Source organism: Vulgatibacter sp. (assembly GCF_041687135.1).
GTDB lineage: Bacteria > Myxococcota > Myxococcia > Myxococcales > Vulgatibacteraceae > JAWLCN01.
In genome coordinates this window covers 59,383-80,252 of the sequence record NZ_JAWLCN010000013.1, presented here as the reverse complement: position 1 = coordinate 80,252, position 20,870 = coordinate 59,383, and the positions used below count along the sequence as shown (strand labels likewise).

The 20,870-nt window shown below is 69.2% G+C and carries 21 protein-coding genes; 7 read left to right on the top strand and 14 right to left on the bottom strand.

The window, feature by feature from the left end; translation table 11 throughout:
* Positions 1-12 precede the first annotated feature (12 nt).
* The 6 genes from ACESMR_RS21560 to ACESMR_RS21535 form a co-directional block, all read right to left on the bottom strand.
* Positions 13-1,824 (bottom strand): 2Fe-2S iron-sulfur cluster-binding protein, encoded by a 1,812-nt coding sequence (locus ACESMR_RS21560; RefSeq protein WP_373049196.1) that lies wholly within the window; start codon positions 1,822-1,824, stop codon positions 13-15.
* Complete coding sequence (nuoD, locus tag ACESMR_RS21555) at positions 1,821-3,050, bottom strand: NADH dehydrogenase (quinone) subunit D (RefSeq protein ID WP_373049195.1); 1,230 nt, start codon at positions 3,048-3,050, stop codon at positions 1,821-1,823. The genes ACESMR_RS21560 and nuoD overlap by 4 nt, the downstream gene beginning before the upstream one ends.
* A 36-nt stretch (positions 3,051-3,086) precedes the next feature.
* Positions 3,087-3,662 carry an NADH-quinone oxidoreductase subunit C gene (locus ACESMR_RS21550; RefSeq protein ID WP_373049194.1) on the bottom strand — a complete coding sequence of 192 codons (576 nt, stop codon included), beginning with the start codon at positions 3,660-3,662 and terminating at the stop codon, positions 3,087-3,089.
* Positions 3,659-4,225 carry an NADH-quinone oxidoreductase subunit B gene (locus ACESMR_RS21545; RefSeq protein WP_373049193.1) on the bottom strand — a complete coding sequence of 189 codons (567 nt, stop codon included), beginning with the start codon at positions 4,223-4,225 and terminating at the stop codon, positions 3,659-3,661. The genes ACESMR_RS21550 and ACESMR_RS21545 overlap by 4 nt, the downstream gene beginning before the upstream one ends.
* A 24-nt stretch (positions 4,226-4,249) precedes the next feature.
* On the bottom strand, positions 4,250-4,612 hold the full coding sequence (locus tag ACESMR_RS21540) for an NADH-quinone oxidoreductase subunit A (protein ID WP_373049192.1): 363 nt from the start codon (positions 4,610-4,612) through the stop codon (positions 4,250-4,252).
* Between the two features lie 108 nt (positions 4,613-4,720).
* Complete coding sequence (locus ACESMR_RS21535) at positions 4,721-5,560, bottom strand: PHP domain-containing protein (RefSeq protein ID WP_373049191.1); 840 nt, start codon at positions 5,558-5,560, stop codon at positions 4,721-4,723.
* Between the two features lie 80 nt (positions 5,561-5,640).
* Here ACESMR_RS21535 and ACESMR_RS21530 point away from each other — a divergent pair, with 80 nt between their 5' ends.
* A complete protein-coding gene (locus ACESMR_RS21530; protein WP_373049190.1) occupies positions 5,641-6,096 on the top strand; it encodes an RrF2 family transcriptional regulator in 456 nt (151 codons plus the stop codon).
* Positions 6,097-6,197: 101 nt separating this feature from the next.
* Here ACESMR_RS21530 and ACESMR_RS21525 read toward each other — a convergent pair whose 3' ends face one another.
* A complete protein-coding gene (locus ACESMR_RS21525) occupies positions 6,198-8,390 on the bottom strand; it encodes a choice-of-anchor D domain-containing protein (protein ID WP_373049189.1) in 2,193 nt (730 codons plus the stop codon).
* A gap of 183 nt (positions 8,391-8,573) precedes the next feature.
* Here ACESMR_RS21525 and ACESMR_RS21520 point away from each other — a divergent pair, with 183 nt between their 5' ends.
* The 3 genes from ACESMR_RS21520 to ACESMR_RS21510 all read left to right on the top strand — a co-directional run bounded on the left by ACESMR_RS21520 (position 8,574) and on the right by ACESMR_RS21510 (position 10,918).
* Positions 8,574-9,023, top strand: a complete 450-nt coding sequence (locus tag ACESMR_RS21520) for a hypothetical protein (RefSeq protein ID WP_373049188.1) — start codon at positions 8,574-8,576, stop codon at positions 9,021-9,023.
* Positions 9,024-9,147: 124 nt separating this feature from the next.
* Positions 9,148-10,197, top strand: a complete 1,050-nt coding sequence (clpX, locus tag ACESMR_RS21515; RefSeq protein WP_373049240.1) for an ATP-dependent Clp protease ATP-binding subunit ClpX — start codon at positions 9,148-9,150, stop codon at positions 10,195-10,197.
* Positions 10,198-10,306: 109 nt separating this feature from the next.
* Positions 10,307-10,918: a hypothetical protein gene (locus ACESMR_RS21510; RefSeq protein WP_373049187.1), complete on the top strand. Its 612-nt coding sequence runs from the start codon at positions 10,307-10,309 to the stop codon at positions 10,916-10,918.
* Positions 10,919-11,087: 169 nt separating this feature from the next.
* Here the strand turns inward: ACESMR_RS21510 and ACESMR_RS21505 are convergent, their stop codons facing one another.
* The 4 genes from ACESMR_RS21505 to dnaK all read right to left on the bottom strand — a co-directional run bounded on the left by ACESMR_RS21505 (position 11,088) and on the right by dnaK (position 15,038).
* Positions 11,088-11,813 carry a transposase gene (locus ACESMR_RS21505; RefSeq protein WP_373049186.1) on the bottom strand — a complete coding sequence of 242 codons (726 nt, stop codon included), beginning with the start codon at positions 11,811-11,813 and terminating at the stop codon, positions 11,088-11,090.
* A gap of 554 nt (positions 11,814-12,367) precedes the next feature.
* Entirely contained in the window at positions 12,368-12,913 is a 546-nt protein-coding gene (locus ACESMR_RS21500) for a CvpA family protein (RefSeq protein WP_373049185.1), read from the bottom strand.
* Positions 12,910-13,452: a J domain-containing protein gene (locus tag ACESMR_RS21495; RefSeq protein WP_373049184.1), complete on the bottom strand. Its 543-nt coding sequence runs from the start codon at positions 13,450-13,452 to the stop codon at positions 12,910-12,912. The genes ACESMR_RS21500 and ACESMR_RS21495 overlap by 4 nt, the downstream gene beginning before the upstream one ends.
* Positions 13,453-13,457: 5 nt before the next feature.
* Positions 13,458-15,038, bottom strand: coding sequence for a molecular chaperone DnaK (gene dnaK / locus ACESMR_RS21490; protein ID WP_373049183.1), 1,581 nt, complete (start codon positions 15,036-15,038; stop codon positions 13,458-13,460).
* A gap of 153 nt (positions 15,039-15,191) precedes the next feature.
* On the opposite strand from dnaK, the gene ACESMR_RS21485 reads away from it, so the two are divergent.
* Positions 15,192-16,001, top strand: coding sequence for a class II glutamine amidotransferase (locus tag ACESMR_RS21485; RefSeq protein WP_373049182.1), 810 nt, complete (start codon positions 15,192-15,194; stop codon positions 15,999-16,001).
* A gap of 11 nt (positions 16,002-16,012) precedes the next feature.
* Here the strand turns inward: ACESMR_RS21485 and mrtX are convergent, their stop codons facing one another.
* Positions 16,013-16,801, bottom strand: a complete 789-nt coding sequence (gene mrtX / locus ACESMR_RS21480) for a myxosortase MrtX (RefSeq protein WP_373049181.1) — start codon at positions 16,799-16,801, stop codon at positions 16,013-16,015.
* 74 nt (positions 16,802-16,875) lie between these two features.
* On the opposite strand from mrtX, the gene ACESMR_RS21475 reads away from it, so the two are divergent.
* Positions 16,876-17,802, top strand: coding sequence for a peptidase (locus ACESMR_RS21475; RefSeq protein ID WP_373049180.1), 927 nt, complete (start codon positions 16,876-16,878; stop codon positions 17,800-17,802).
* A 63-nt stretch (positions 17,803-17,865) separates the two neighbouring features.
* Here ACESMR_RS21475 and ACESMR_RS21470 read toward each other — a convergent pair whose 3' ends face one another.
* Positions 17,866-18,591, bottom strand: coding sequence for a transposase (locus ACESMR_RS21470; RefSeq protein WP_373049179.1), 726 nt, complete (start codon positions 18,589-18,591; stop codon positions 17,866-17,868).
* Positions 18,592-18,856: 265 nt separating this feature from the next.
* On the opposite strand from ACESMR_RS21470, the gene ACESMR_RS21465 reads away from it, so the two are divergent.
* Entirely contained in the window at positions 18,857-18,988 is a 132-nt protein-coding gene (locus ACESMR_RS21465; protein ID WP_373049178.1) for a hypothetical protein, read from the top strand.
* A 120-nt stretch (positions 18,989-19,108) separates the two neighbouring features.
* Here ACESMR_RS21465 and ACESMR_RS21460 read toward each other — a convergent pair whose 3' ends face one another.
* Positions 19,109-20,866: a TldD/PmbA family protein gene (locus tag ACESMR_RS21460; RefSeq protein WP_373049177.1), complete on the bottom strand. Its 1,758-nt coding sequence runs from the start codon at positions 20,864-20,866 to the stop codon at positions 19,109-19,111.
* Positions 20,867-20,870: the final 4 nt, after the last annotated feature.

The window sequence follows — 20,870 nt, the reverse complement described above, 5'->3', positions numbered from 1 at the left end:
GGGATCCCCTGATCAGGCGGAGGTGGGCGTCTTCAGCGGAACGAGCTGCCGCCAGCCGGCGGGACGGCCGTCGACGGTGCCACCGGTGAGCGGGGTCACGCCACGCAGGGTGTTGCGGGGCACCTTGTTCCAGTCGAAGTCGCCGAGGGCACCGGCGGGCAGACGCCGCGACTGCTCCACGAAGACCTCGCGGGCGGAGGCGTAGCGGTAGGCGAGCCCGAGCTCCGCGCCGATGGCGCCTGCCCAGAACCAGCCCCCCTGCACGTCGCCACGGGCGGGGTACGCCGGCAGGAAGCGCTGGGCGCGGCCCTCGAAATTGACGAAGGTCCCCTCGGTCTCGGCGTGGGTGGCGAGCGGCAGCACCACGTGGGCCGCCTTCGTCACCGCGGTGTCGTTGGCGGCGAGCGCCACCACCGAGCCGGCGTTGCCGAGCCACGCGGCGAACTGCTCGCCCTCGGAGGGCACGTCGACGCCGGCGAGGAGCACGGACTGCGCCTTGCTCTTGCCGAGGTCGTTCCAGCTGCGGAGCCCGAGGCCGAAGGCCTGCGCCGCGAGCTCGACGCCCTTGCGGTTCGGGTTGCGGTCCGCCTTCAGCAGGAAGTCGTCGCCCGTCTCGTCCTTGCGGCCCGAGACGAAGATCTCCTTCGCGCCGATGCCCTCCTTCGCGAGGAGCATCACCGCGAGGGCGTCCTCGAGGGAGAGGACCGGCGAGACCACCACGGCGACGTTGCCGCCCTTGAGCTTCTCGGCGGCGACGCGCACCGCCTCGGCGGGAGCGACGTCACCCTGCCCCACCCGCGCCTTCGCGACGCGGTTCTCGTAGAGCTCGTGGTAGCTGCCGCGGCCGATGTCGCACATCCAGTACTGGTTGACGTCCATGTTCTCCCGCGGCCGGTAGCGGTAGGGGACGCCCTGGAAGTGATCGAGGAAGGTGTTGCAGCCGCGGGCGCAGCCCGTGCAGACCGACGGCGTCGCCGTCAGGAAGTACGAGCGGGCGCGGAAGCGGTAGTCCTTCGAGGTGAGCGCACCCACCGGGCAGATGTCGACGACGTTGCCCTGGTAGTTCGAGATCATCTGCTTCCCGGGGAAGACGTCGATGACCTCGCGGGTGCCGCGGCCGAAGGCGCCGAGCACGGGCTCCTGCGCCACCTCGGCCATGAAGCGCACGCAGCGGGTGCACATGATGCACCGCTCCTGGTCGAGCGTGATGCTCTCCGACAGGTCCTTGCGCTTGTTCTTCATCCACTTCGGCATGTCGAGCCGCGACGGCCGGAAGTCGTACTCCATGAAATAATCCTGGAGCTTGCACTCACCGGCCTGGTCGCAGATCGAGCAATCCACCGGGTGGTGGAGGAGGAGGAACTCCTGCACCGCCCGCTGCTGCTCCTGCACGCGAGGCGAATTGGTCGTGACCTTCTGCCCTTCGGCCACCGGCGCCTGGCAGGCGGGGACGAGCTTGCCCGGGGGCGCGTTCGAGACCTCGACCATGCACATGCGGCAGTTCGCCGCGATGGAGAGGCCCTTGTGGTAGCAGTAGAAGGGAATGTCGACGCCGACGGTCTTGGCCGCCTCGATGATCGGCGTGCCGGGGGGCACGCTCACCGGGATGCCGTCGATGAAGGCGTTGACCATCCCGGGCTTCGGCTGCTGCGCTGCAGGCGACGCGGGGGCGACGTTCGGCGGCGGCGCCACCGGCTTCGCCTCGCCACCGGGCCGGGCCGCGGTATCCGCGGGCGGCGTGGTGGTCGGAGCCTGCTGAATCGCGGGGGCGCTGCCGGCGGGCACTGCCTCGCTCGGCGCGGTCGGCTTCTTCTCGTCGGTCACTGCTCCACCTCGCCACCGATCATGTTGATCGCGTCGAAGGTCGGGATGAGATCGGGGAGGAGGCTGCCCTTCACCATGTGCTCGAGGCCGCCGACCAGCTGGATGCCGGGGGCGCGGCAATGCACCTTGTAGGGCCTGCCGGAGCCGTCGCTCACGAGGTACCAGCCGAGCTCGCCGTTCGGCGTCTCGGTGTAGGCGTAGCACTCGCCCTTCGGGATCTTGATGCCCTCCATCACGATCTTGAAATGACCGATGACGCCCTCGATGGTCGAGTAGACCTGGGGCTTGGGGGGCAGCACGTAGCGCCAGTCGTCGATGATGTGCGGGCCGGGCTTCATCTTGTCGAAGCACTGCTCGATCATCGAGATCGACTCCGCCATCTCCATCATGCGGATGTAGTAGCGGTCGTAGTTGTCGCCGGTGGTGCCGAGCGGCACCTTGAAGTCGAGCTGGTCGTAGACCCAGTAGGGATGGGCCTTGCGGATGTCGTAGTCGACGCCGGAGGCGCGGAGCATCGGGCCGGTGAAGCCGTAGTCCACCGCGTCCTCGGCGCTCATCACGCCGGTGCCGCGGGTGCGGTCGAGGAAGATGCGGTTGTGCGTGAGCAGCGCATCCATCTCGGCGCGGAACTCCTGCACCTTCTCGAGCGTGTCGCGGACCTTCTTCTCCCAGCCTTCCGGCAGGTCGCGGTCCACGCCGCCGATGCGGCCGTAGGAGGTGGTGAGGCGCGCGCCGGTGAGCTCCGCCACGCGATCCCAGAGGAGCTCACGGGCCTCGATGGCGTAGAGGAAGGGAGCGAAACCGCCGAGCTCCAGCGCCATGGCGCCGCAGCAGGTGAGGTGGTCGCAGACGCGGTGGAGCTCCGCCGCGAGGGTGCGGATGAACTTCGCGCGCTCGGGGATCTCGATGCCGGCGAGCTTCTCCACCGCGGAGAGGAAGCCGAAGTTGTTGCACATCGCCGAGACGTAGTTGAGCCGGTCGGTATACGGCAGGCACTGCGTCCAGGAGACGTTCTCGCAGCTCTTCTCGAAGCCGCGGTGGAGGAAGCCGATCTCGGGATCGAGCTTCACGATGTTCTCGCCGTCCAGCTCGATGTTGAAGCGGACCGTGCCATGGGACGCCGGATGCGACGGCCCCATGTTGAGCGACATCGTCTTGGTGGGGAGGCGTGCTTCCAGTGCGGAGTCCGCGCCGGACGCTCCCTCGAAATCGCGCTGTACAGGCATCTTCTCTGCCTCTTCCGTCCTGCGAGAGGGCGGAGGCTACTTGATGACGGGAAGCTGGGAGGGACGCGGCGGGTTGGGCCGGCTCGCCGGCGGCGAACCGGGGCCAGGGCCGGGACCACGGTAGATGTCCTGGACGTCCGCTTCGGGGATGAGCGGCTGGCGGCCGCGGAGCGGGTAGTCCTTGCGGAGCGGGTGCCCCTCGAACTCCTCGTACATCCACAGCCGCTTCACCGGGCCACGGCCCTCGAAGCGAACGCCGTACATGTCCCAGCAGTAGCGCTCCCAGTAGTCCATGCCGCGCCACACGGAGATCACCGAGGCGACGACCGGATCCTCCTCGGGCACGCGGACCTTGAGGCGCAGGTGGTGCTTCTTCGTGATCGAGTAGAGCGTGTAGACCAGCTCGAAGCGCGGCTTCTCGTCGATGAAGTCGACGCAGGTCACGGAGAGCGGGAGCTTGAGATCGAGCTCCGGATCGTCCTTGCAGAACCGCGCCACCTCGAGGAGGTGGGCGCGCTCGATCACGAGGGTTTCGTCGCCGTGCAGGCTGTAGCCCTGCACCACCGCGTCGGGGAAACGCTCGGCGATCCGCTGGAGGGCAAACTCGCTCACTTGTTCACTCCGGAGACGAGGTCGCGACCCGCGGGACGAACCAGCTCGGGCTCGGGCGGGTGGCGGTCGATGAGCTTGTGAGACTGGGCCTGGATCTTCTCCTGGAGGAGGATGAGGCCGTCGAGCACCTGCTCGGGACGCGGCGGGCAGCCCGGGATGTAGACGTCCACCGGGATGATCTTGTCGATGCCCTGCAGCACCGCGTAGTTGTCGTAGAAGCCGCCCGACGACGCACACACGCCGAAGGCGATGACCCACTTCGGCTCGGCCATCTGCTCGTAGACGCGCTTGAGGATCGGCGCCTGCTTCAGGTTGACCGTACCCACGACCATGAGCAGGTCCGCCTGGCGCGGCGAGAACCGGGGAAACTCGGCGCCGAAGCGGGCGATGTCGTAACGCGCGCCCGCCATCGACATGTATTCCATGCCGCAGCAGGCGGTGACGAACGGGTACTGGAAGAGCGAGTACTTGCGCGCCCAACCGAGGCCGCGCGAAACCATGCGCTCGATGAAGCCCTGTGCTTCCTCGCGCCGGGTCGTAATCGCCTGGAAATTCTCGGCCATCTCAGTTCACCTCGAGGAGCGGGATCAATCCCACTCCATCGCGCCCTTCTTCCACTCGTAGACGAGTCCGATCACCACGGGGAAAAGGAAGATCCCCATGACGATGAACCCCGGCCAGGCCAGCTCCTTGAAGAGCACGGCCCACGGGTAGAGGAAGACGGCCTCGACGTCGAAGACGACGAAGAGGAGCGCAACCATGTAGAACTTCACGCTGAAGCGTTCGCGGGCGCTGCCCGACGACTCCGAGCCGCATTCGAAGGCGGTCGCCTTGATGGCCGTCATCCGCTTCGGCCCCAGCAGCCAGCTCAGGAAGGTGAGCACCAGGACCATGACCGTGGCGATGACCACCACGACCAGGATCGGAAACCAATTGGGCAAGTGCTCCATGACGCCGAGCCTTTCGTCCGCGGGGACCTTTGGGGGTCTTGCGAGGCGCGGAGGATAGGAACCGACCCCCACCCTGTCAACGACAATCCACTGCCGGACAAGGGTGTTTCACGGTACCATTGTGGAACGTGTCGCCAGGGCTTCGTAGCCAGCAAATTCGCCGGGTTCCATGCCCTCGGTGCCGAGTCGCATCCCGCCCGTTTCATCGGCGTGGTAGTCGGAGCCTGCCGTCGCACACAACCCGAGGGTGCGAGCGTGGAGTCGCAGGTTCTTGCGAACGTCCGGCGTCTGGGCCGGGTGATCCGCCTCGAGGCCCACCATGCCTGCAGCAGCCAGGGCGCGCAGGTCCTTCTCCACCAGGCCGGAGAGCGCCGGGTGGGCCACCGTGGCGCAGCCCCCTGCCCCGCGGATCAGGGCGATGGCCTCGGCGGCGTCGGGCATCGCCCGCTCCACCCAGGCCGGCGATCCCTTGCCGATCCATTTGTCGAAGGCGCCCTGGAAGTCCCTGGCGTAGCCCTTTTCCACCAGCAGCCTGGCGAGGTGCGGCCTGCCCAGGGTGCCGGGGCCGGTGCGGCGGGCCTCGACCTCCTCGAGCGTGACGTCGAGGCCGAGGGAGCGGCAGCGCTCCACCATCGCCGCCATCCGGTTCTCCCGCGCCTCCCGGAAGACGGCGAGCCGGGAGCAGAGGGTTTCGTCGGCCGGGTCGATGAAGTGGCCGAGGACGTGGATCTCCTTCCCCTTCCAGAGGGAGGAGATCTCGATCCCCGGGACGATCCGCAGCGCCCCGCCCTGTTCCTCTGCTGCCCGGGTGGCCGCGGCGATGGCGGCGGTGGTGTCGTGGTCGGTGACCGCGAGGACGGTGACGCCTGCTGCTGCCGCGAGGCGGACGAGCCCCTCGGGTGGGTGGACGCCGTCGGACGCAGTGGTGTGGCTGTGCAGGTCGATCACCGGTGGCCGTTCCTCGAAGCACCAAGCTATAAAGGCCGCCGGCGCCAGATGCACGGCTGCCGGGCGGAATGGGGAAGGCAATGCAGCACGTCCTGCAGATCAGCCGCAAGATCGACTATGGCCTCCGCGCGATGATTTTTCTCGCCGGGCGGCCGCAGGGTGATCTGATGCCCTTCCGCGACATCGCCAAGCGGATCGAGGTCCCCGAGGACTTCCTCGCCAAGATCCTCAAGACCCTGGCGGACGCCGGGCTGCTCGTCTCCCAACGCGGCAGCGGCGGCGGCTATGCGCTCGCCAAGCCTGCGGGGGAGATCTCGTTCCTCGAGGTGATCGAGGCGGTCGAGGGGCCGGTTCGCGTCAACGTCTGCCTGCAGGAGGGGGACGAGGCGGAGCACGACGCCTGCTCGGTGGCGCCCTCGTGCACGATGCTCTCGGTCTGGCGCGAGGGGCAGGAGCGGATGCTCGAGGTCTACCGCAAGGCGACGCTGGCGGAGTTGGTGGCGCCGAAGAGGCATCGGCTGCCGACGGTGGATTGAGACTGCTGGCGCGTGGGTGCGCCTGCACTGCGGCTGGGGCCAGAACGGACGAAGGGGAGGCACGTGGCCTCCCCTTCGTCGTTCTCACCTGGAGCGGTCGGTCAGTTGGAGATCGAGATTGCCTGGTTGAACTTGGTCTCGTGGGCCGGGTCGCAACCGGTGTCGGTGACGATCAGGCGCCACTCGAAAAAGCCGGCGATGTCGGGCCGGAACTCGATTACGCGGGTGCTGCCCGCAACCGGGAACCGGATGCACTCCCCACCGTTGTAGTGCGCGGGGCAGTTTGCGTTCGGGTTGGCAGGGTCGATGGGCCCCTCCAGACCGTTGAGGAACGAAGCGTCGGACGCAGCCGAGATGAGCTCCCAGCGGTAGCCCGCGATGCCGCGATCGTCGGTCGAGTTGAGGGCATCGAGCCGCACCCAGCTCTCCTTGCGCGGGAGGTCGGGCGAGGAGACGAACGTGGCGGTGGGAGCGTTGTCGACCTTGGTCACCGCGCGGAGCTGCACGAAGTACGGCGTCTCCTCGTAGAGGGGATCGTTGCTCGGCACCTTGAGGTAGGCGTCCGAGAAGCCGCCGGTGTTCTTGTCGCGGAACCTGACCTCGATCTCGCAGTACTCGTCCTTGGCCACCGGGTTGCCGGTGCAGTTGTTGGCGCCCACCTCGAAGAGGTCCCAGCCGTTCGGATCCTGCGGCGGATCGCCGTGGCTCGTGTCGGTGATGTAGGGGGTGCCGATCACCAGTTCGGCGAAGCCGCTGTTGGTGATGCGGACGGTGTTGGTCGAGGTGCCGCAGGTCACCGCGCAGGCGTCGTCACCGAAGCAGGTACCGGGCGTGTTGCCCTCGGCGCCGTAGCAGGTGCCGCCGGCGCCGCAGTCGGCGTCGTTCGAGCAGACGGTGGTGCACTGGTTGTCGATGCGGCTGCAGCTGTACTGGTCTCCGCCGTTGCAGAGGTTGGCCGGCATGCCGAACGAGACCATGTCGGGGTCGGAGCCGATGACGGGATCCGTACCGCCCTGGAGCGTCGGCTTGTTGAGGGCGCCCTCGTCCGAAACGATCTCGAAGTGCGCGCGGTCCTGGTCGGCAGGAGAACCGGGGGTGTAGCGAACGGTGACGAAGACCTCGTCGTCACCGCAGTTCGGCTTGGCGTCGGTGCCGGCGAAGGTGTAGCCGGAACCGATGGTCACCTCGGTGCGGTTGCCGGACGGCGTGTTTCCGTTGCAGGCGTCCTTCTCCATCTTGAGGATCGAGAAGTCGAGCGTGTTGGCCTTGTCGTTCTTGATCTGGACGGACGTGACGTTGATGGGCACCGTGCCGCTGTTGCGGATGGCGAACTCCATGTCGGAGGTGGTGCCAGGGGTGACCTCGCCGAAGTAGAGCTGGTTCCGGCTCACGACGAGCTTGGCATCACGGCCCGTACCCAGCACCGTCGAAGCGATGGCGATCGGCTCGCCTCTGTCGTCGGTGGTGTTGACGGTCACCGAGCCGGCGTAGGTGCAGTCGCTATCGGGAGTGAAAGAGAGCGAGAAATCATGGCCCTCGCCGCCACCGAGGCCGCCGGGAATGATGATCGGCGACTCGTCCATGCCGGTGGTGGAAATCACGTCGTCGCCACACATCGACGCCTGCGTCGTCAGTGTGATCGAGCTGACCTCGAGATTCCCGCAGCCGAGGTTCTCGATGCGGAGGGGCAGCGTGGCGGTGTCGCCCACGCGGGGCTGCCCGAAGCTGAGCGCCTCGAACCGGAAGGTGCCGTCGCCTGCGTCGTAGGTCGAGCAGCAGGCCTCGAGGCCGCCCTGGTTGCAGCGCGGGAGCGGCTCGCCGCCAGCGTCGGTGCCGCAGGCCATCGAGACCTTCGGCGCCACGGAGGTCGTGGCGACCTCGCCGCTCACCTCGATGCTGAGCACCGCGGGCTTGTTGCCCTCGCCGGTGTAGGCGACCTCGACGTTGGCGGTGTGGCGGTCGCCGAGCACGTCGCCGGTGGGCTGGTAGGTCACCGTGATCTGCTGCGAGGCGCCGGTGCCGCGCAGGGTGACGTTGGCGGGATCGACCGAGAAGAACTCGGCGCCATCGCCAGTGACCGAGAGGGCGGCGGTGAGCACGCCACTGGTCGAGTTGGACAGCGTGAACGTCTGGTGCTGCAGGCTTTCGCTGCAGACCTCGCCGTAGTTGAGCGCGGTCTTGTCGGCGGCGGGGACGCCGACGAGCTCCCTGGTGACGGGGTCTTCACAGCTGCAGCCACCAAAGGCCAGCGCCACCAGCACCGCCACGAGGGCAGCCGGAGAACGATTCCTCAAGGTACACTCCTCCAGACGAGTAGAAGGCGCGAGGATAGCGGCCTTGACGACCTGCCGTAAAGTCGCCAACGCATCGCCGCCCCCGCCCTCATCGAATTCGTCGCGGTTTCATGTCGCACCGCGCCGACATGGATCAGCTGCCAAAACGCTTTCGGGCTGCGCCGGGTCTGGTAGAAGGCGGCCGTGCGCCGTCTTCTCCTCCTCGCCCTGCTCCTCCCCGCCGCAGCCTCCGCTGCCCCCGCCCGCCTCGGCGACGTCTCGGTGGGCGCCGGTCCTGCCCTCGTCGTCGACCGCGGCGACGTTGGTCCCGGCGCCGTGGCGGAGGCCAACCTCCTCTGGCATTGGCTCTCCCTGGGCCTGCGGCTCCGCGGCGCCGCCGTCGATGGCGAGTTCCGCCCGGCTGCAGGCGTCGAGCTCGGGGCGCTCGGCCTCTTCGGCGTGGGGGCCAGCATCCAGGAGCCCGCCCCCTCGGTCGATCTGCTCTTCCAGGTGCCGGTGCCGATCTACAGCTGGCAGCAGACCTACCTCACCCTCGGCTACCGGCCGAGCTGGCTCACCGACGGCAGCGGCTGGGTCCACGAGATTGCGCTGCAGGTGAAATGGTCGAGCCTGCTCGTTCCCGAGGACGACTGAGGGGGGTGTACCTCTGCTGCCCGGCGTCAACCGGTGGACACCCACCGGAGCCGACCCCACCGTTTCCTACGTACCGGGGGGCCAACGCCAAACGCCGGGAGGGATGGTGGCCAGGCAGATCGAGATGGGGATGCCCCGCATTCTCACGCCGCGGGAGATCTACGAAAGGCTCGACCCCTACGTGATCGGCCAGGACAGGGCCAAGCGAGCGGTCGCCATCGCTGCGTACAACCACCAGAAGCGCCTCGCGCTCAAATCGCGCAGCGGCCGCTCGCTGGTGAAGAAGAGCAACATCCTGCTCATCGGGCCCACGGGCTCCGGCAAGACACACATCGCCCGGAACCTCGCCGGGATCCTCGACGTGCCCTTCACCGTCGTCGACGCCACCGAGTACACGGAGGCGGGCTACTACGGGAAGGACGTGGAGGTGATGGTCGCCGACCTGCTCATGCGGGCGAACCACGACGTCCACGAAGCCCAGCGCGGGATCATCTTCATCGACGAGGTGGACAAGATCGCCCGGCGCTCCCAGGGGGCGAAGACCGGCGCCGGCTCCCGGGACATCGGCGGCGAGGGCGTGCAGCAGGCGATGCTCAAGCTGCTGGAGGGGCGCGAGGTCTTCGTGCCCCTGAACGTCACCCAGCACTGGAGCAAACACGACTTCGTGCCGGTCGACACCAGCGACATCCTCTTCGTCTGCGCCGGCACCTTCTCCGATCTTCACGGCTACATGGGCGAGCGCTCGGTGGGCTTCGGCCGCGCCGCCGGGCCGCAGCGCATGAAGCGCATCCACCACAAAGAGCTGATCGAATACGGCATCCTCGCCGAGTTCCTCGGGCGGCTCCCGGTGGTGGTGCAGCTCGACGAGCTCACCGCCGACGAGCTGCTGCAGGTGCTCACCGTGCCGCCGGACTCGATCATCCGCGAGTACACCGAGCTCCTCGCCGCCGACGAAATCGAGCTCGAGTTCACCGAAGGCGCGCTGCGCGAGATCGTGGGCTACGCCGTCGACAAGAAGGTCGGCGCCCGCGCGCTGCGCGGCCTCGTCGAGGAGGTGATGAGCGAGCTGATGTTCGAGGCCCCGGAGCGCAGCGGCGAGACCATCACCGTCGACGCGCCCTGGGTGGCCAGGCGGCTCGCCGGTCTCGACGCGGACCTGATCGTCGAGCACTGACGCGCAGGCAATTCGATGCGCGGGTGAATCCCCGAGGCGCCGGCCGTGCTCCTACCGCACGGTCGGCCGGGATCCCCTCCGGACCAACGGCCCCGGAGAGGAAGCCCACGTGCGTCGCATCGTCGTCCTTGCCGCAGCCCTGATCGCTCCCGTCCATGCCGCCTCCGCTGCGGAGGCGGAGGTCGCGGCGGCGCACCACCCCGCAGCGATCGCCGTCGACTCCGAGGTGGGCTTCCACCACGGCGGCTACGGCGTTGCCGTCGGCCTGGACGCGGAGCGGGAGAGCTTCGGCCTTGCCGCCAACGTCGACACGCTGCGGCTCGAGGAGGAGGCAGGCGAGCACACGCCGTGGCAGGAGTCGGTGGTCATCGCCTCGCTGCTCCCCAGCTTCGAGGTGGCGGGTGGTCCTGCTGGCCACGTCCGCGTCGCCGCAGGCCTCGACGGCATCTTCGCCCAGGGCCACGCCTGGGTCGGCCCCGCCCTGGCGCTGCAGATCGACGCAGGCCTCTTCGGCCCCGTCGACGCCGAGCTGATGGCCGAGCTCACGCCGGTCCCCTTCACCCGCGTCGACGCCCAGGCCGGCCTCGCCCTCCACCTCGCCACCCTCGACCTCCGCGGCGGCTGGCGCCACCTCGAACTCCACGACAACGGCCTGGTCGACGACGAAGACCACGACGACGTGCTCGACGGGCCGTACGTCGGCGTGGGCATGCATTTCTGAGAGCGCCCAGTCCTGTCGGGAGGAGACGAGCGCCGGGACCATGCGCCCGCCACGGGGCACACGAACGCGGAGGCAAGGCGAACGCGGAGGCACCGCGAACGTGAAGGCGCCGCGAACGTGAAGGCGCCGCGAACGCGGGAGCACCGAGAACGCGCGGGCGAGACTCCCGCTAGACGGGGAACGCGAAGATTGGGGCAGCGCGCCGCGGCTTCGCCAGCCGCCAGCCCTTCTCCAGCAGCCAGCTCGCCGGCGGCGCCACCGGTGGGCTGCCGTCGTCGAAGCTTCGCCACCAGGCCGTCTCGTCGCCGAGCTGCTCGTGCGAGACGGCGAAGCGATCCACGTAGCTCGTGACGGCGCGCCCCTGCCGCTGGGCGTGGATGCGCGTGTTGCCGAGCACGTAGTCGATCGCGTTGCGCGCCTCGGTCGGCGAGCCCAGCGCATGCGCATGGAAGCGATCCACGAAGACCTTGCCCGCGCGCCCCATCAGCCGGTTGAGCCCCTTGGCGATCCGGACGCCGAGCCCCTGCATCGCGCTCGAGAGCGCCTGCGTACCGTTCGCCTCGACGATGAGGTGCAGGTGGTTGCCCTGCACCGAAAAGTGCGTGATCCGCGCGCCGAAGCGCTCCACCGCGGGCCGGAAGGCGCGGAGCAGCACGCGGAAGCTCCTCTTCGACTGCATACTCCAGACGTGATCGAGCACCCGCCAGGTGACGAGCACCGGGTGGTCCTCGCCGAGCGCGGGCCGGCGGCGGTGCTTCACCTGCGGCCGCGGCGCGACGCGCTTCCGCCCCGCCCGCTTCCGCTTCCCGCCGTGCTTGAAGCGCTCCTGAAGCGGCAGGTCCTGCTGCCCCTTCTTTCGGCTCCGCCGCCGCTTCGTTCCGAGCACCCGCGCCATCACCGCCCCCACGGTTGACTGGGCATAGATTCTCACGACGGCCGATCGGTGGACAGACCCCAGCCGGGTCGCGCACTCGCTGGACTTTCCTAGCTTTTTCCCCATGAAGCGTAGGCCGGCTGGTGCCGCGAGGACCGTGCACATCCTGCATCGGCCTGCCGTAGCGCAGCCGCCCGCTGCGAACGCAATGATGGAGCGCGAGGCGCCGCCTCTCGAGGAGCGGGCGTACCACGACGAGGCGCGACGCCGGCTGGCACTACCATCGGTCATGGTGGCCGCGGAGCCCGCCCGCGCGCACCGGTCGCGATCCAGGCACTGGCTCCATCGGGGCGGCTGTGCTGCGGAGCGCGGCGCGCCTGCACGGGACACGAGCTGAATGAGAATCGGTCGCGGCGGCGACTGCCCCGGCTCAGGAGCGCGCGCCTGCACGGCGTGCGACGCAACGATCGGGGCGGCGGAAGCAGCGAAGCGGGCGCCTGCACGGGCCGCGAGGCAGGCTGGGCGTTCGTCGGCACGGCAGCCGCCGCGGCACGAGAGCGCCCGCGGCGCTTTCGCTACTCCGCCACCGCCGCGGGCTCGACCGCCGCCGTGGGCGCTGCGCTCTTCCGGGCCGCGGCGCTGCTCTCGTCCTCCGCGCCGCGGAGGGCTGCGAAGAAGTTGTGCTCCCTTGCCAGCGACGCGGCGAGGCTCGATTCGCCGCCCAGGGGCAGGCGGACCTTCTCCTCGACGCCCACCAGGATCGACAGGAACACCCACGCGATCACCGCCGCCTGCAGCGCGCCGAAGAAGGCGCCGACGCCGCGATCCACCGCGCGCACGTCGTGGTTGCGGGTGAGGCCGCGGGCGATGCGCCTGCCGACGAAGTGCAGGAGCAGGTAGAGGAGCACGCAGGTCACGGCCACGGCGATCGGTGAGGCGATCTTCTCCGGGAGGCCGGTATAGGCGACGAGCACGGGGGCGAGCTGCTCGCCGACAGGCCTGCCGAGGAGCCCCGCGCCCACGGCGGCGACGAGCCGCGCGCCCTGCGCCAGCGCGCCGTCGATGGCGCCGATCGCCGCGAACACGGTCATCAGGCCGATGGTGACGAGATCGAGGATCAAGCGGGGGCCCCGCCCCTTGCACGGCGCTGCGCCTCCTCCGCCTTCTCCTTGTAGCGGGGGTTCTGCGGCTCGTACATGAGCGCGGCCTTGAAGCTGCGCACCGCCTCGTCGAGGCGGCCGGCGTCGAGGGCGACCACGCCGGCGGCGAAGAACTTCCTGCCGTTGGGGGTGGTGCCGACCTCCTCCTCGCGGGCCTTCTTGCGCTCGACCTCGCTCTCCTCGGTCCAGCGGAGCTTCTGCTCGCGCTGCGGACCGGAGACGTCGGCGAGGTATTTCCTGCGCTTCTCGTCGTCGCGGAGCACGGACCACGCCTCGGTGATCCGTTTGTAGACCTTGTGGACGTTGGCCTTGAGGGCCGGATCGTCCACGTGGAAGACGCGGTCGGGGTGGTATTGCCGCGACTCGCGGTAGAAGGCCGCCTTCAGCTCCCCGACGGAGGCGGTCTTCTCCACCTTGAGCACCTGGAAGTAGTCGAGGCCATCGAGGAGGCCGGCGACGGCCTCCGCCTCGATGGCGAAGGTGATCAGCGCTTCGTTCACCGAAATCAACCTCCGCGGGCCAGCTGCACCTGCTGGTTCGCCGCGACGGACGCGACGATCTCGCTCTCGGACATGCCGGAGGAGAGGCTGATGGTGGTGGTGGCCTGCTTGCCGGTCTCGCTGTCGGTGGCCACGACGTTCACGATACCGTTGGTATCGATCTCGAAGGCCACCTCGATCTTCACCTCACCGCGACCGGCCACGCGAAAACCGGAGAACTCGAATTCTCCCAGGGATTCGCACTCCTCCACCCGGCTGCCCTCGCCCTGCATCACCCGGATCCGCACCTTCTCCTGCCCGTCGCGGGAGGTGGTGAAGACCTTCGAGCGCTCGATGGGCACCGGCGTGTTCTTCTCGAGGACCTTCTCGCTGTAGCCGCCCACGGTGGCGATCCGCAGCGAGAGCGGGGTCACGTCGAGCAGGTAGGTGGAGGTGTTGGCGTCGAGGAGCGCGCTCGCCTGCAGCGCGGCGCCCATGCTCACCACCTGGTCCGGATCGATCCCCTTCATCGGCTCCCTGCCGAAGTAGTGGGTCACGGACTGGCGGATGATCGGCAGCCGGGTCGGGCCGCCCACGAGGATCACCGCGTCGATGTCCTTGACGGTGAGGCGGGCGCCCTGGAGCGCCTCGTCGCAGACCTTGAAGGTGCGCTGCACCAGGTCCATCACCATCGGGTTGAAGATCTCGGTGGTGAGGCGGGCGTCGAGGTTCATCACCTGGCCGCTGGGGTCCTGGCAGATGCCCGGGATGTGGACGTCGGCCCAGCCCTGCTGGCCGCACTCGATCTTCGCCTTCTCGGCAGCCTCCTTGAGCATCTGGAGGCACCACTTGTTCTGGCGCAGATCGAGGCCGGTGGACCGGAGGAAGTCCTCGGCGAGCCACTGCACCACGCGGTCGTCGAAGTCGTCGCCGCCGAGGTAGGTGTCGCCTGCGGTGGAGAGCACCTCGAAGACGTCCTTGCCGATCTCGAGGATCGAGACGTCGAAGGTGCCGCCGCCCAGGTCGTAGACGGCGATCCGCTGGTTCATGTCCTTGCCGAAGCCGTAGGCGAGCGCAGCGGCGGTCGGCTCGTTGATGATCCGCAGGACCTCGAGGCCGGCGATGCGGCCCGCGTCCTTGGTGGCCTGGCGCTGGTTGTCGTTGAAGTACGCCGGGCAGGTGACCACCGCCTTGGTGACCGGCTCGCCCAGGTAGTTCTCGACGATCGCCTTCATCTCCTTGAGGACGAGGGCGGAGACCTCCGGCACGGCGAGCTGCTTGCCGCGGATCTGGATGCGCACCGAGTTGTTCGGCCCCTCGACGATCGTATAGGGCACCATCGCCTGCGCCTTCTTCACCTCCTCGGAGAAGAAGTAGCGGCCGATCAGGCGCTTGGCCGAATAGACGGTGTTCTCGGCATTGATGACGACGTTGCGCTTGGCGGCGTTGCCCACCGCCACCGTGCCGTCTTCGAGGAAGGAGGCGACCGATGCGTGGGTGGTCTCGCCCCACTCGTTGGGGACCACCTGCGGGACCCCGTCGCGGACGATGCTGACGCAGGAGTAGCTGGTACCGAGGTCGATGCCGATCGCGATTTCGCCGCCCATGGCCACCTGTGGGGTCAAAGGTTGGGGCGCGATTGTAGGGGCCCCACCCGGAGGGGTCAAACCCGCATTGCTGCTGTTCTTTTTTGGCCCGGGCTGGATCCGGCCAGCGGGCATCGCCATTCTTGGGGGGAAGATTTCTCTGCGCGAGGTCCCATGGCACACCTCCTCGCCCTCCTGGGCAACGATCCCACCCTCCTCCACTGCCAGGTGCACCGGGTCCGGGATCAGGTGCACTTCGGAGCGTGGGACGCCCTCGGCCTCGGCTACTACGCCGACGACGCGGTGCTGGTGGCGAAGCGCCCGGGCGACGTGGGCCGCAACGACGTCGCCGAGCTCACGAAGGGGCTCCACTCGCCGGCCCTGGTGGCGATGGCACAGGGGGCGGGTTTCCGCTTCGACGAGGACGCGACCGATCCCTTCCGCTTCCGCCGCTGGCTCTTCGCCATGGACGGGGCGATGGAGGGTTTCTCCGAGGCGCGGGAGAAGCTCCTCGCCGAGCTCCCCGATCTCATCTCCCGGCAGATCCGCTCCACCACCGACCGGGAGCACGTCTTCGCGCTCTTCCTCCGCTACCTCAAGGAGCGCGGCCGCCTCGACGATCCCAACGCGCCCGCCTCCGATCTCGCCCGCTGCCTCGGCGATGCGATTCGCACCGTGGACCGGCTGGAGCGCGAGCAGGGCCTCACCCGCCCCTCGCCCCTGGCGCTGGTCGCCACCAACGGCAGGAGCCTCGTCGCCGCGCGGCGCGGGCGGCCGCTCTTCTACCGGCTGCAGGAGGGCGCGGGCAGCTGCGAGCCCTGCGAGATGAGCGGGCCGAACGATCCCAGAGCCGGCGCCCACCGGCGAACCAAGGCGGTGATCCTCGCCACCGAGCCCGAGGCAGGCGGCGGCTTCATCGAGGTCCCGGAGTCGAGCACCGTGGCGGTGGGCCGCAGCCTCGACATCAACATCGCCTCAATCTGATTCTGGCGGCCTCACCGCCCGAAGGCGGAGGCCTCGAGCGTCATCAACACCAGGTTCGAGATCGCGTGGACGATGATCCCCGGCACGATCGAGCCGGTGCGGGCGCGGAGCCAGCCGAAGAGGATCGAGGGGAAGAAGACGGCCAGGCGCCAGAAGTGGAGCTGGCCGAGGTGCCCCACGGCGAAGAGCACCTGGGTCATCCAGAAGGCCGGCCCCACCGGCACGCCGAGGAGCTTGCGCTTGCCCTCGCCCCAGGCGTGGCCGAGGCGGGTCTGCAGGTAGCCCCGGTAGAAGAACTCTTCGGGCAGGGCGACCACCAGGAACTGGTCGAGGACGTGGAGCCAGAAGCGCTCGGGGAGCCGGAAGGCGATCTCCGCGCCGGGGCCGCGGTAGGGCGTGAGCGCCTGCGCCAGCTCCCGGGGCAGGTGGGGCAGGAGCTCGAGGAAGCCGAAGAAGGCGAGGATGAAGGGCGGGAAGAGCAGGAGCGAGACGCCGAGGCCCCAGATCGCGTCGCGCTTGAACTGCGCTGCGGCGGACGAGGAGGTCCACGGCCAGTCGGGGACCGCGTAGTCGTCGAGGAGCTCGCCCCGCTTCCGGATCGCGTGGCCGGGGAGATAGAGGAAGAGCGCGGCGGCGACCGCTTTGACCTGCGCGCCGACCCAGGGGATGGCGAATCCGATCACCCGGGTGCCGACCAGGCCGCCGAAGGAGATCGCCCAGAGGACGAGGGCCTCGCGGAGGATCGCGCGGGAGCTCTGCTGCTCGGTGGGGGGCTGGACGGACGCTTCGCGCTCGTGCATCGCGCCGCACTCTACCTGCGGGGCGATCGTGGTACGAGGGGAGATTGCCGCATGCGCGGTGGATGGAGAGACGGGTGATCGCGTTCGTGCTCGTGGATGGTGTGGGGATCGGCAGCAGGGATCCGGGGCGCAACCCCCTCGCCCGCGCGCAGACCCTGCTCTCCCACTTCACGGACGGCGCGGGAACGCAGCTGCCGCGGGGCGGCGTCGTCGGCGCCGCGGACGCATGCCTCGGCGTCGAGGGCAGGCCCCAATCCGCCACCGGCCACACCACCCTGCTCACCGGCGTCAACGCCTCCGCCCACATCGGCATGCACCTGCTCGGCTTTCCCAACGAAGCGCTGCGGCAGCTGATCGCGGAGCGGAGCCTCTTTCGCGACCTGGCGGCGCTCGGCCGCAGCGGCACCTACGCCAACTCCTACCGCTGCCTCTACCTCGACGCGCTGGGGCTTCCCCACCGCTGCGTCGAGGCGTACGAGCCGCCGCTGCCCGTGCCCGCGCGCCGGATCCGCCCGTCTGCCAGCACCTGCGCGGTGAAGGCGAGCGGCCAGCCCTTCCGCACCTTCGACGATCTGCGGCGGGGCGAAGCGCTCTACCACGACATCACCAACGAGCAGCCGATCGGCGTGGGCTGCGACGTGCCCCGGCGCGCGCCGCGCGAGGCGGCGGAGGTGCTGCTCGACGTGGGAAGGCAGCACGATCTGGTGATGTTCGAGTTCTTCCGCACCGACGAGGCGGGCCACGCCCAGGACTTCGACGCGGCGGAGCTGGCGCTGGCGGAGCTCGACGAGTTCCTCCGCACCGTCGTCGCCGGGCTGCGGGAGGGAGACGGGCTGCTCGTCACCTCCGACCACGGCAACCTGGAGGATCTCTCGATCCGCCAGCACACGCTGGCGCAGGTCCCGGTGCTCGGCTTCGGCACCGCGGCTGGCGCCGTCGACGGAATCGGCTCCATCCTCGACGTGCATCCCGCCCTGCTCCGCCTCGCCGCGGCGCGCTGACCTGCTTGCGCCGCTGCCGCGCCGCTGAACGCTGCGCACGTGCCGGCCGCGCGCCCAGCTAAGCTACGCCGGGAAGGCGAAGGCGGGGGCCGTCCTCCTCGGCTTCGCGCGGCGCCAGCCCTTCTCCAGCAGCCAGCTCGCCGGCGGCGCCACCGGTGGGCTGCCGTCGTCGAAGGTCCGCCACCAGGCCGTCTCGTCGCCGAGCTGCTCGTGCGAGACGGCGAAGCGATCCACGTGGCTCGTCACCGCCCGCCCCTGTCGCTGGGCGTGGCTGCGCGTGTTGCCGAGCACGTAGTCGATCGCGTTCCGCGCCTCGGTCGGCGAGCCCAGCGCGTGCGCATGGAAGCGATCCGCGAAGACTTTCCCCGCCCGCCCCATCAGCCGGTTGAGCCCCTTGGCGATTCGCACGCCGAGCCCCTGCATCGCGCTCGAGAGCGCCTGCGTGCCACTCGCCTCGATGATGAGATGCAGGTGATTGCCCTGCACCGAGAAGTGCGTGATCCGCGCGCCGAAGCGCTCCACCGCAGGCCGGAAGGCACGGAGCAGCACGCGGAAACTCCGCTTCGACTGCATGCTCCAGACGTGGTCGAGCACCCGCCAGGTGACGAGCACGGGATGGTCCTCGCCGAGCACGGGCCGGCGGCGGTGCTTCACCTGCGGGCGCGGCGCGACGCGCTTTCGCCCCGCGCCCTTCCGCTCCCCGCCATGCGTGCAGCGCTTCTTCAGCGGCAGATCCTGCTGGCCCTTCTTCCGGCTCCGCCGCCGCTTCTTTCCGAACACGCGCGCCATCACCGCCCCCACGGTTGAATGCGCATAGATTCTCACGACGGCCAATTGGGCGATAGCCCCCGGGTGGGTCAGGCGTGGGGTCAAACCGGGTACATCCCTTACAGATCAGCCCATCGACCCGGTTGCGCCGCGGAGTTCCTCGCATTGCTCACGCCGGTGCTCGACGAGATGCGGAACGAGGCTACTTCGTAAACGCCGTCCTCCACCGCGATCCCTCGAATCCCGATCGCTTCCTCTCGACGAGACGTGGACGGATGCGCGCGACGTGGAGGAGGTGCAGATCGGGCGGGCGCACCGCAGGGCCTATTGGGAGCGCCTGCCGTCGCTGCTCGCGGCGCCGCGGCAGATCGCGGTTTGGGAGCCGGTGCGTTCCGATTTCGCCCAGGTCGCCGCGTGACGGCACGGCGGGCACGGTCCGCCGCCGGTCCGGCGGGAGGCCGCGCCCTCTACTCGCAGACCTCGACGATCGTGACGCCGCCCTCGACGAGCATGATGCAGCCCGCGGACGGGACGCGGCTCACTCCTTCTTCTGCTTCGCCCACGGTCCGGGAAGGATCGGCGAGCGCTCGTTCGCCTTCACCGTGCGCTGCAGCTCGAGCTCGGTGATCAGCGCAGCCGGCGCCACGGTCGAGACGGGCACGTAGCCCGACTCCGCCCCGCAGAAGCCGTTGAAGATGCCGAACTCGTCACCCGTGGCGACGATCTTGTTGATCGACGTCAGCGGCGTTCCGACGATCTCCACGCCACGCACCAGCTGCTCCTCGCCGGTCTTCACGTCCACGCGGTAGACCATGCGCGGGACGCCCTTGAAGGCCTGGTAGCCGTAGGTCGAGGTGTTGGTGTTGCCGCCGGTGATGTCGCGGATGATCAGGGCGTAGGGCTTCCCCTGCCGCTTCGCCTCCTCGATCAGGCGCTTGCGCAGCTCGGGGTACGGCACCTGGTTGTCGGAGAGGACGAAGAGGTTGGCCATCCGGGCCATCGGCTTGCGGTTGGACTGGGCGCGGCCGTGGCCGTTCGAGTGGGTGAAGCCCTTCACCGGCTTGCGCGAGAGCAGGAAGTTCCGGAGCACGCCCTTCTCGATCAGCGTCGTCCTCTTCCCCGCCACCGCCTCGTCGTCGTAGCGGTAGAAGCCGTTCAGGGTGCGCTTCTGGAAGATCCGTTCGGTGGGGTCGTCGACCACCGAGAGGAAGGTCGGCAGCACCCGGTTGCCGACCTGGCCCTTGAAGGTGCGGCCCTCGTTGTCGTCGTCCTGCCGCTCGCCCTCGAGGCGGTGGCCGATGGTCTCGTGGAAGAGGACGCCGGTGGCCTCGGGGGCGAGGATGGCGGGGCCGGTGTAGGGATCGATCACCGGCGCGGTGCGCAGCGCGAGCAGCTCGGCGATCATCTTGCCGGTCTCCTCCCGCATCGCCTCGAAGGAGGGCAGCTCGCCCTCGGTGGCGGCGTAGAAGTCCCGCGAGTTGTCGAGGAGCTGCCCGTCGGTGGCGCGGGTCACCGCCTGCACGTGGACGGCGTAGAGGGTCTCCTCGGTGACGAGCCGGGATCCCTCGCTGTTGGTCTGGATGCGGAGGACCTTGTCGCCGGTGACGCGCACCTCCGAGTCGAAGATCTCGGGGTAGTCGCGGAAGAGACCGGAGAGCGTCTTCGCCGCCTCCAGCCAGCGGGGCTTGTCGAAGGGGAACTCCACCGGCTCCTGGACGAAGCGGACCGGCTTCTCCTTCGTGAACGAGACCGCGCGCTCCTCCTCCTGCTCCGCCGCGTAGACCCCGGAGGCCTTGCGCTTGAGGAAGTTCGAGAGCGCCGCCTTGTACTTTTCGTCGGTGAGGAGCCAGAGCGCGTTGTGGAGCGCCCGGGGATCGGGCGAGAGCGGCGCGTCGTTCTGCGCCAGGTAGGTCGGGCCCTGGTCGCCGCCGAGGAAGAAGGGCATCTCCTCGTCACCCTCGGAGGAGTCGAGCTCGTAGCTCCCAACCCGGACGTCGACGGCGAGCTTCGCCTCCCGCTGGCTCCGGTCGTCGAAGAGGGCGCCGTAGCGGGCGACCACGCCGTGGGAGCGGGTGTCCTTGAGCTGGTAGGAGATGAAGTACGGGGCGTCGTGCCCCTCGAGCCGGAGCTTCTTCATCGAGCGGGCGAGCTCGTTGGCGAGGCCGTCCAGCACCTGCAGCCGCTCGTCCTGCTTCTTCACCGTGGTCCGCGTCCCCGCCTCCGCGGCCTGAACGGCGCCGGGTGCGGCGAGACACAGGGCCAGGGCGAGGGCAGAGGGACGCAAGCGGCGCAACATGGGG